Source organism: uncultured Streptococcus sp., assembly GCF_905372115.1.
GTDB lineage: Bacteria > Bacillota > Bacilli > Lactobacillales > Streptococcaceae > Streptococcus.
This window is the reverse complement of record NZ_CAJPNR010000062.1, coordinates 1-10,864: the sequence shown is the minus strand read 5'-3', so window position 1 is coordinate 10,864 and position 10,864 is coordinate 1. Positions and strand designations below refer to the sequence as shown.

Below are 10,864 nucleotides of genomic sequence, written 5' to 3'. Positions count from 1 at the left end.
AAGTGTTATACTAATCATAGAAAGAAGTTACCATCGGTAACTAGTAAAAACATCTCGAAAGGAGGAGGAAAATTGGCAGAAAAAAAGCCACCTTTAAAAGAACTATTATTGCAGGCTGGCTTTGATAGCATTGCTGCTCATGGCTGGCAAGACCTGTCGCTTCGGAAGTTAGCAAGTAGCTGCAAGGTCAGCCATGTGGCTAGCTACCGCCATTTCAAAAACAAGGACGATTTGATGTTCGCTTTGGTTCCAATCATTTCCAAACATTTTGCTGATTTTCTAAAAGAGTCGGAAAAAGAAGACCAAGCGCCCCGAGAGAAAATTCTACAGCTGGCTCTACAGTTTATCAACTACTCTCAAGTCCATGCAAATTTTTTCGATTTTCTATTTCTCAGCAAATACAGCCTAGCTACGCAAAATGATGATACAGGGCAAATAGAGCTGGAAAAAAGAGTCGCCTCTTTTGACTATAATAAGGAGAAAATAGAGGAATTTATCCAGTCACTTGACGGCGACTACGACTTCAATCAGGTTTTCATGCACTTGGGGAGTTTTGTCTTCGGCATCAGTCTTTTAGTCCGGCAGAAAATTTATCCAGCAGACAAGAAAGAGCTGACATCACTCATCCAAACGACACTCGCTTTTTATCAATAGGAGGTTTCCCTACCAGATTTGGCACAGCATTTATTCGACAAACCTCATTGAGTCTCTTAACAAAGAAATCAAACGTCAAACGAAAAAGAAGGTTCTTTTTCCTAACGAGGAGGCTCTGGAACGTTACTTAGTTACTTTGTTTGAAGATTATAATTTCAAGCAAAGTCAACGAATCCATAAAGGGTTTGGCCAATGTTCTGACACACTTGAAAGCTTATTTGATTAAAACTACATAACTCTACTAGAGTGTTTACACAAAATTATTGACAGTATCGAAAATTCTTATTTAGAAAGGAAAACATATGGCACATATTTATCAAGCGACACATCATTCCTCTAGTCTAGAAACTTTGCAAGAAGAAGCAGGGGCGAAAAACTGGTGGCTGAGCATGCCCCTCGCCTTTCTGGCGCTCGGTCTGGGCATGTTGCTCAGCGGGCTCTTGTCTCAATGGCTGATACAACCCTTTATCAATCCTTCAAATCAACTCGTATTGGGAGAAGTGAGCACTCTTCTTTTTCACGGTATCAGTGCTCTTTCCCTTCTCCTTGTGGCTAAAGTTTGGGAGCGGCGCAGTCTTGCCAGCTTTGGTCTCTGGCGGGAAAAGCTGGGCAAAAATCTCCTGCTTGGAGCAGTTATAGGATTTTTGACAACAACTGCGATTATTGGCGTCAATGCGCTAGCTGGTCAGCTCCATTTTCGACTAGGAAATCAATTTAATCTCGCACTCTGGCTCTATTTGCTCCTTATGACTTTCTTGGAGGCCTTAGCCGAAGAAGTCATTTACCGCGGCTTTGTCCTGAACAAGCTCCGCACCAAAATGGGGCTTGTCCCAGCTATTGCCCTAGGCAGTCTCTTCTTTGGTCTCATGCACACATTCAAGGGTGGCGCTCCTTTCTCTTACATCCTGAGCGTGACCTTGTCGGGCGTTCTCTTTTCCCTCCTTTTTGCCCTGACCGATAATCTCTGGCTGGTGGCGGCGACCCATGCTCTCTACAATCTGACCCTTACAAATATCTTTGGCCTTGTTGAGAGCGGTCCGACTTTCCTGCGGACGACCTTAAGTAGCGACAGCAATCCACTTTTAGTTGGAACGGCTGCCATTCCTATCGTAGGAGGGATCCTGGAGCCAATCACGATGACCTTGATTTGCCTTTTCATCGCTTATCTGGTCAAGAAAAAAGCAGACGCCAAGGCCTTGTAAAAACGTTAGAATGACTGTAAATCCGATAAATTTGACGAATAAATAAAAGAAGGGAGTAACCCTTAACTGAAAAATGACCGTTCTACCTACTCGTTTTCATCTTCATTTTCAAAAAACTTTAGAAATATTTTAGAAATACTTTATAAATATTTGAAGTTTGTCCTTTAAACAGGAAGTGTAACCAAATTAAAAGGAGGACAATGATGAAAAAAATCATTTTTGAAAAGCGCTGTAGCGCTAGTAAATTGTGGCTTACTCGCTCTAGGAGCGGGTCATGTTTAAGCTGACCAGCAGAAATTGCCGTCGGGCACATCCTACGACCAAATCGGTCAGAAGATTGAGGACTACTACAAGGAGCACGAAAAAAACAGTGCTGGTATGGCGACGACCGTCATTGACAAGGACGGACAGACCATTTACCAAAACAACTTTGGCTTTATGGACAAGGAAAATAAGCAAGCGGTGGATGACAACCCGGTCTTCGAGTGGGAGGGTCAACGACCAAAATCACCGTCTGGGTCAGTGTCATGCAGCTCTGGGCAAGATGGCGGATTTGGTTTAAATATTCATCAAACAGATATAAACCAGCATTGCTATGATAGCAATGCTGGTTTTGTTTAGCACTTCCCCCCCACTTTTTCTACCACTTACCTGCAGAAACTTACCACTTACCGAAAAAGGGTAGATTTGGCGCTGCCCTTTTGTTAGGATAAGGGTGCAAAGGGGAAGGCAGTTTAAATTCTAAGGAGGCAATCATGAAAACATCATTTTTGAAAAGCGCTGTGGCGCTGGTAACATGTGGCTTGGTGGCTTTTGGAGCAGCGCAAGTTCGAGCTGACCAGCAAAAATTGCCGTCGGGCACGCCTTATGACCAAATCGGTCAGAAAATTGAAAATTTCCACAAGGAACACGAAAAAACCAGCGCGGGACTGGCGGCAGCAGTCTTTGATAAGGACGGCCAAACCATTTACCAAAAGAACTTTGGCTATATGGACAAGGAAAAGAAGCTGGCTGTGGACGACAACTCGGTTTTTGAGTGGGGCTCTGCCACCAAATTGACCGTCTGGCTCAGCGTCATGCAGCTCTGGGAAGAAGGAAAAATTGACCTAAAAACAGATATAAAAGAGTATTTGCCCAAGGATTTCCTGAAACACCTCAAATACGACAAGCCCATTACCATGCTGGATCTGATGAACCACCAAGCGGGTTTTGATGAAACGCCGCTGAGCACAGGAGCAGGCAAGAGCTTGGAAGAATTACTAAAAAGCCAGCCCGCTCAAACTTATGAGCCAGGGACGGTGACATCCTATTCCAATTACAGTACAGCTCTAGCAGGCTATATCGTGGAGCGCATCAGCGGACAGGACTTTGCGGCTTATGTCCACGAGCATATTTTTCAGCCCTTGGGTATGGAACACACCGCTCTCTTACCTGATTTGTCGGACAATACCTATGTCCGAGACAAGCGGCAGGGCGAGAAAACCTATGATACAAATGGAAACTTATATCTAGATAAATTGCTTCCCGCAGATATTTATCCAGCGGGACAGGCGACAGGGACTTTTGCCGATTTCAAACGGTTCGCGCAAGCTCTTTTGAGAAAGGAAAAGCTCTTTAAGCGCCCAGAAACCTGGAATGAACTGTATCAGACAACTTCTACATTCTCAGATAAAGCAGTCGCTAAGAACGCTCACGGCTTTTGGGTGACAGAGTATGAGACAGGGGCGATTTTAGGACACGGCGGCTATTCTTTTGCCGGTTTTTCCACCCTGATTTCGCTAGATTTCAAATCGGGTATTGGCATGGTTACTATGGTAAATCAGAGAGAAGAAGCCACCTATTCTTTTGGTCTACCCGATTTGGTCTTTGGTAAGAAAAAGCAAGCCCCTAGCCAGTCTCAAAAAGACTTTCAAGAGGGCATGTATCGAACTTCTCGCTCCATTCAGCAAGGCCCGACCTCTATTTCGCGCCTTGCCCCCGCTTATACCTTTTATGTGAAAGATGTGATAAAAGACGGTCATTTATTAGTCAGCAACTATTGGCTTTTGCAACAGCGCCAAGGCCGAACAGAAGTTGAAACAACCTATAATAATTTAGAAAAGCTCTCGCTTTGGGAGGTGATAAAGGATTATGGCTCTGTCGCTCTGCTGGGACTGGCATCGGTTTATGCCGTACTTGTTCTTCTGTTAGCTGCTTTGAGCAAGATATATCGCTCACTTTTTGGAAAAGAAAGCAAAAGACCGACTCCAAGAAGTTGGAAAATTTGGCATTATGGCACTTGCGGACTGATTTTGGTTAGCCTAGTCAATCTAGCAGGTCTCGTCATAGTTGCCGTTTCGGGGAAGTACATGCCCGATTATCGCTGGCAAGCCATTCTCTTTGCCCTGCTTGCACTGATTTTCTTAGTCAATGCTGGGTTGCCAATCTTTCTGCGTTCAAAATTCCAAGTGAGCAAGGGTCGAAAAATCTTGACCTACTTGACCAGCAGCGCTTCACTTATCGTCGTTCTCAATATCCTTTATTGGAGCCTTTACCAGTGGTGGGCACTTTAATAGAAAGGTAAGTATCATGAAAACATCATTTTTTAAACATTGCTTAACTGTGCTGACTTGCGGCTTGCTCGCTCTGGGAGCTGGTCACGCTTACGCTGACCAGCAGAAGTTGCCGTCAGGCACGCCTTACGACCAAATTGGTCAGAAAATTGAGGATTACTACAAGGAACACGAAAAAACCAGTGCGGGACTGGCGACATCTGTTTTTGACAAGGACGGACAAACCATTTACCAAAATAATTTTGGCTATGTAGACAAGGAAAAAAAGTTGGCGGTGGATGACAACTCAGTTTTCGAGTGGGGCTCTGCCACCAAGTTGACCGTCTGGGTCAGCGTCATGCAGCTTTGGGAAGAAGGCAAGATTGACCTTAAAACAGATATAAAAGAGTATCTGCCCAAGGATTTTCTCAAAGGCAAGCTCACATACGACAAGCCAATCACCATGCTGGATCTGATGAACCACCAAGCAGGCTTTGGAGACACGGGGCTTGCCAAGGGAACTAGTAAGAACTTGGGAGATACGCTCAAAAAAGTACATATCTATCAAGCCTATGAGCCGGGAACAGTGACAGCCTACTCTAACTTTGGGACGGCTCTGGCAGGATATATCGTCGAGCGGATTAGCAGACAATCTTATGCTGACTATGTCCACGAGCATATCTTTGAACCTTTAGATATGAGGCACACCGCTCTCTTACCCGATTTATCAGATAATCCCTATGTAGTAGAAAAACGTAAGGAAGTCAAAGGTTACACTAGAGACGGTCGGTTGATTGGCGAAGCTCCATATCTAATAGAAATGTACCCTGCTGGGCGAGCAACAGGAACCTTGGAAGATTTCAAGGCATTCGCTCAGGCACTCCTGCAAAAGAAGACACTTTTTAAGCGTTCAGAGACTTGGGACACCCTTTATACAGCAACCTCTAACTATCCTGATAGCGATCTTCCTACCAATGCTCATGGTTTTTGGAGTGACCTTTATCAAGACCAAGTTATCCTCGGGCACGGTGGTAATACAGCTGGTTTTTCATCAAGTTTGACCTTAGACTTAAAATCAGGTATCGCTGCTGTCATTTTAACGAACCAACTGGGCGAGAAAAATTATGTTGAGAAAATTCCCGAGCTGGTCTATGGGCAAAAGAAAGATGTTCCCAACAAAAAGAAAGAAGAACTCAAACCCGGCTTTTATCGTGACGCTAGTCAATTCTTTGGGCCTTTATCCATTGCGCGACTAAATATGGCGACCTTCTATATTGATAAAAATAGTGAAAATCGATTTTACTGGAGCTTGGAGAAAGTCGGTAAGCGAGAATTTATCAAGCGCCCAGTTTCTGATTACTTTAAACTATCTAACTGGGAAGTTGCCAAAGAATTCGGCAGTGTCATCCTATGGGGGTTAGCAATCTTCTATGCTCTTCTTAGTTTGGTATCTGCTTTACTGGTCAAGCTCTACCGGCTCCTTGCCAAGCGGACAAACCGCAAACCTGTGACACTTGCTTGGTCGCTCTGGCATTATCTGACTTGCGGACTTGTTTTGTCCACTGTACTCATAACCATTCTCATCGTGCAATATAATATGAACATCAGCGGCTCGCCAAATAACAGTGCTTGGCTCTATGTCATCTTTGCAATAACGGGTCTGCTGCTTCTTGCTAGTTCTGTTTTGCCAATTCTTCTGCGTTCAAAATTCCAAGTCAGCAAAGGCAGAAAAATCTTGACCTACTTGACCAGCAGCGCTTCACTTATCGTCGTTCTCAATATCCTTTATTGGGGCCTGTACCAATGGTGGGCACTTTAATAGAAAGGTAAGTATCATGAAAACATCATTTTTGAAGAGCACTGTGGCGCTGCTGACTTGCGGCTTGCTCGCTTTTGGAGTAGCGCAAGTTCGAGCCGATGAGCAAAAATTGCCGTCGGGGACATCTTACGACCAAATCGGACAGAAGATTGAGGATTATTATCAGAAAAACGAGAAAACCAGCGCAGGACTGGCAACATCTATTTTTGACAAGGACGGTCAAACCATTTACCAAAATAATTTTGGCTATGTAGACAAGGAAAAAAAGTGGGCGGTGGATGACAACTCAGTTTTCGAGTGGGGCTCTGTAACGAAATTAACCGTCTGGGTCAGCGTCATGCAGCTCTGGGAAGAGGGGAAAATTGACCTAAAAACCGACATCAAAGAGTATCTGCCCAAGGATTTTCTCAAAAGCAAGCTCAAATTTGACAAACCCATTACCATGCTTGACCTCATGAACCACCAAGCAGGCTTCGCAGATGTTGACTTGGCCAAAAATGAAGACAAAGACCTAGCCCATACGCTACAAAAGGCGCCGATTATTCAAGCCTATGAGCCGGGGACAATAACTGCTTATTCCAATTTTGGAACGGTGCTTGCTGGCTACATCGTCGAGCGGATTAGCGGACAATCTTACGCTGACTATGTGCACGAGCATATTTTTCAGCCCTTAGGTATGAAGCACACCGCTATTTTGCCCGATTTTTCGGATAATGACTATGTGGTCGAAAAACGCAAGGAAATCAAGGGCTACACCTCAGACGGTCAGCTGATTGGCGAGGCAAACAAGCCTAATCCTTACTATCCGAGCGGGCGAGCAACAGGAACTTTGAAAGACTTTAAGACCTTTGCCCAAGCACTCCTGCAAAAGAAGACACTTTTTAGGCGCGCGGAAACTTGGGACACCCTTTATACGGCGACTTCGACTTTTCCTGATAGCAAACTCCCAATCAATGCTCACGGATTTTGGAGTGACCTTTATCAAGACCGCGTTATCCTCGGTCACGGTGGTAATACGGCTGGCTTTTCATCCATATTAACTTTGGATTTCAAATCAGGTATCGCTACCGTCATTTTAACCAATCAACAATACGAAAGTAACTATCTTAAAAAAATTCCTGAGCTGATTTATGGAAACAAGGCAACTACTTCAGAGAAGATAAAAGCAGAGTTTAAACCGGGCGTTTATCGCTCAAGTCGCGTTTTCACCAATGCCTTATCAATCACGCGCATTGCTCCGCCAATAACTAACTATCTTGAGAAAAATAGTAAATTTGTCACTCAAAAATACTGGGAATTGGAGAAAAACGGCAAGCAAGAACGGCTGAAATTGCCTATCGCAGACTACCTTAAACTTTCCACATGGGATGTAGTCAAGGATTACGGCAGTCTCGTCTTGTGGTGCCTCGCTGCTTTCTATGCCCTCCTCATCCCTGTATCTGCTTTACTGGTCAAACTCTATCGGCTTCTTTTCAAGCGGAAAAATCACAAACTTACACCGCTTGCTTGGTCGCTCTGGCAATACCTGACTTGCGGGTTCATTCTATCTACCATGCTCCTGCTTTACTTCTTTATCCAAAGCGTCCTGAGTCTACATTCCTCACCAAACAGCCGTGTTTGGCTTTCTATGGGCTTTGCAGCTGTGGGAGTTAGCCTCCTGGTTAGCCTTATTGCCTCATTCTTCCTGCGCTCAAAATTCCAAGTGAGCAAGGGTCGAAAAATCTTGACCTACTTGACCAGCAGTGCTTCACTTATCGTCGTTCTCAATCTCCTCTACTGGAGCCTATATCAGTGGTGGACGCTCTACTAAAAGAAAGGAAAGTTATGACCCATTCTCAAAAAATCGAAACAATGATTCAAAACGGCTCCGACCAACTCTACACCGTTTGCTATCCCAATCCTGACAAGGAAACGATTATCCTGCTGCACGGTGGACCGGGAACGCCTGATGACTTCAAGCTCTTTATCCCTAAGCTCGAAAAAGATTATCAACTGATTGTCTTTCACCAGCGGGGAACGAGGAAATCGCCCTGTCCGAGTGGCGACTACAGCATGGAGGCCTACATTGCAGACATCAACACAATCGCCGACCACTTCAATGTAGATAAATTTCACCTTTTGGGGCATTCCTGGGGTGGATTGTACGCGCAAATCTACGCCAGCAAAATCCCTGAGCGGCTCCTTAGTCTCTTTCTTTCCTCGCCGGGAACAGGCACGGGCAAGCAGTGGAAACAAATGGAAAAGGAAATGATGAATTACAATAAAAATCACTGCACGACTATCAAATGGCTGAAAATGGGAATCTATTCTCTGCTGGGAGGTCTTGGCAGTTCCAAGGCTTCGCAGGCTCTCTATCGTCAGGTTGCTCGCAATTACAATGCCGACTATCCAGCCTTTCGCGATGTGACGTTTAACTTGAGCAATGTTTCAGTCCGGGCAGGCAATCAGACAAGAAAGGAAATTATGGCCTATCCTCTCTTGCCCCGCCTAGAACATCCTGCTTTTCCTATTACCGTGACTTTCGGTGACAATGATATTTTTGGTGCCAGCATGCACTTTGTCATCAGCCGCTATCCCAGCGCTCAGGTGTTCACGATTAAAAACAGCGGCCACTTCCCATTTCTCCACAATCCAGAAGACTACTTTGCTATCTTGCACCAGCATTTTGGAGCATAAAAAGAACCTATAAAAGCAAGACCGCTTTTATAGGTTTTTCTTTTCTTTTTTCTTGACGGGCATTCTCGCTAAATCCCGCAAGGCAAAATAAGCAAGAAAGGTCACGCCAATGCTGACGAAGATTTCGCTAGGCAGCTGGAAAATTCGGAAAGCTGCTAGAGTTAAGAGGATGAGCAAGACAACCAAGATAAGCACCAGCGTCACTACATTGAGTGTTCCGCGAATGCTAGGCGGAGCAGCAAAAATGTAAAATAAGAGAATGAGAATTCCCACAATCAAATAAAACATAAACCTATTGTTTTTGTAAAAAAAAGAGCAAAAACTCAAAACGTCTATCCGACTTCCTAAGTTCTTGCTCATTTATTATTCTTCATCAAAATTCTTTTTTGATTTCTTAGGCGGCTTGAGACGATTAATATCCCGCAAAGCCAAGACGGTCACTACGGATAGGCCAAATCCTACAAAATATTCAGCTGGCAATTGGAAAATCTGAAAAATGCCTAAGCCGAATAAGATAATCAAGGCCACAATCAGTAAAACCATGGTCACAGCATTAACAGTGCCTTTAATACTGGATGGAACAGCAAAAATGTAGAAAAAGAGGATTAAAATCCCAATGATAAGATAAACCATATTGCTGCTCCTTTCCTTTTTGCTTATTCAGCTGCAGCTGATTTTTTCTTTTTATTGGCTTTTTCGCGTTCTTGTTTATTTAAAATTTGCTTGCGCAGACGAATAGATTCTGGCGTTACTTCCATGTATTCGTCGTCATTCAAGAATTCCAAAGATTCTTCTAAGGTCAAAATGCGCGGTGTCTTGATGACTGCTGTCTGGTCCTTGGTTGCAGAACGAACATTGGTCATTTGCTTAGCCTTGGTGATGTTAACAGTCAAGTCATTTTCACGAGAGTTTTCACCGATAATCATTCCTTCATAAACCTCAGTACCTGGGTTGACAAATATAGTTCCGCGCTCTTCGATAGACATGATCGAGTAGGTCGTTGCCTTACCAGCATCGATGGATACCAGAGCACCGCGGTGGCGGCCACCGATTTCACCTGGAATAAGTGGTAGGTATTGATCAAAGGTATGGTTCATAATCCCGTAACCACGAGTCATGGATAAGAACTCAGTTGAGTAACCAATCAAACCACGGGCTGGAACTAGGAAGACCAAACGAGTTTGACCATTACCAGTAGCTACCATATCCAGCATTTCACCCTTACGTTCAGAAAGACTTTGGATGACCGAGCCTTGATATTCTTCAGGTGTATCGATTTGGACGCGCTCAAATGGCTCACATTTGACACCATCGATTTCTTTCACGATCACTTCTGGACGAGATACTTGCAGCTCATAACCTTCACGACGCATTGTTTCAATCAGGATTGACAAGTGTAGTTCACCACGACCTGAAACGATCCACTTGTCTGGTGAATCAGTTGGTTCAACACGTAGAGATACATCCGTTTGCAGTTCAGCTTGCAGGCGTTCTTCAACCTTACGAGAAGTCACCCATTTCCCTTCACGACCAGCAAATGGTGAGTTATTCACCAAGAAGGTCATCTGCAGAGTCGGCTCATCAATATGCAGAATTGGCAAAGCTTCAACAGCATCTGTCGGTGTAATCGTCTCACCGACAAAGATATCTTCCATACCTGAAACGGCAATCAGGTCACCCGCTTTTGCTTCTTGGATTTCACGACGCTCCAAGCCAAAGAAACCAAAGAGTTTTGTAACACGGAAGTTTTTCGTTGTTCCGTCTAGTTTAGAAAGGGTAACTTGGTCCCCAACCTTAACAGTCCCTCGGAAGACACGTCCGATACCGATACGACCTACGAAATCATTGTAGTCCAAGAGTGAGACTTGGAACTGCAAAGGCTCATTTGAGTTGTCCACTGGAGCTGGGATATGGTCGATGATAGTATCAAAGATTGGTGCCATTGTTTTTTCTTGATCAGCTGGATCGTCTGACAATGAAGA

At 44.4% G+C, this 10,864-nt stretch carries 9 protein-coding genes and 2 pseudogenes; 8 read left to right on the top strand and 3 right to left on the bottom strand.

The genetic code is table 11. The annotated features are described in order from the left end of the window. Positions 1-72 precede the first annotated feature (72 nt). The 8 genes and pseudogenes from QZ169_RS11015 to QZ169_RS10980 all read left to right on the top strand — a co-directional run bounded on the left by QZ169_RS11015 (position 73) and on the right by QZ169_RS10980 (position 8,882). Entirely contained in the window at positions 73-654 is a 582-nt protein-coding gene (locus QZ169_RS11015; protein ID WP_049543114.1) for a TetR/AcrR family transcriptional regulator, read from the top strand. 4 nt (positions 655-658) lie between these two features. Beyond that, positions 659-880: pseudogene (locus QZ169_RS11010) on the top strand (transposase); the annotation flags it as partial. Positions 881-956: 76 nt separating this feature from the next. After that, positions 957-1,856 carry a CPBP family intramembrane glutamic endopeptidase gene (locus QZ169_RS11005; protein WP_295507032.1) on the top strand — a complete coding sequence of 300 codons (900 nt, stop codon included), beginning with the start codon at positions 957-959 and terminating at the stop codon, positions 1,854-1,856. Between the two features lie 219 nt (positions 1,857-2,075). Next, a pseudogene (locus QZ169_RS11000) lies at positions 2,076-2,395 on the top strand (serine hydrolase); the annotation flags it as partial. Positions 2,396-2,611: 216 nt separating this feature from the next. Further along, entirely contained in the window at positions 2,612-4,408 is a 1,797-nt protein-coding gene (locus QZ169_RS10995; protein WP_295507030.1) for a serine hydrolase, read from the top strand. Between the two features lie 16 nt (positions 4,409-4,424). Continuing rightward, complete coding sequence (locus tag QZ169_RS10990) at positions 4,425-6,206, top strand: serine hydrolase domain-containing protein (RefSeq protein WP_002906173.1); 1,782 nt, start codon at positions 4,425-4,427, stop codon at positions 6,204-6,206. A gap of 16 nt (positions 6,207-6,222) precedes the next feature. Further along, positions 6,223-8,016 carry a serine hydrolase gene (locus QZ169_RS10985; protein ID WP_002920811.1) on the top strand — a complete coding sequence of 598 codons (1,794 nt, stop codon included), beginning with the start codon at positions 6,223-6,225 and terminating at the stop codon, positions 8,014-8,016. A gap of 14 nt (positions 8,017-8,030) precedes the next feature. Beyond that, on the top strand, positions 8,031-8,882 hold the full coding sequence (locus QZ169_RS10980; RefSeq protein WP_295507027.1) for an alpha/beta fold hydrolase: 852 nt from the start codon (positions 8,031-8,033) through the stop codon (positions 8,880-8,882). Positions 8,883-8,909: 27 nt separating this feature from the next. Here the strand turns inward: QZ169_RS10980 and QZ169_RS10975 are convergent, their stop codons facing one another. The 3 genes from QZ169_RS10975 to QZ169_RS10965 form a co-directional block, all read right to left on the bottom strand. After that, entirely contained in the window at positions 8,910-9,170 is a 261-nt protein-coding gene (locus QZ169_RS10975) for a DUF3165 family protein (RefSeq protein WP_002929676.1), read from the bottom strand. Positions 9,171-9,245: 75 nt separating this feature from the next. Further along, positions 9,246-9,515 carry a DUF3165 family protein gene (locus tag QZ169_RS10970; protein ID WP_002929675.1) on the bottom strand — a complete coding sequence of 90 codons (270 nt, stop codon included), beginning with the start codon at positions 9,513-9,515 and terminating at the stop codon, positions 9,246-9,248. A 23-nt stretch (positions 9,516-9,538) separates the two neighbouring features. After that, positions 9,539-10,864: EF-Tu/IF-2/RF-3 family GTPase (locus tag QZ169_RS10965; RefSeq protein ID WP_295507024.1), on the bottom strand; the 1,326-nt coding region annotated here is incomplete at its 5' end.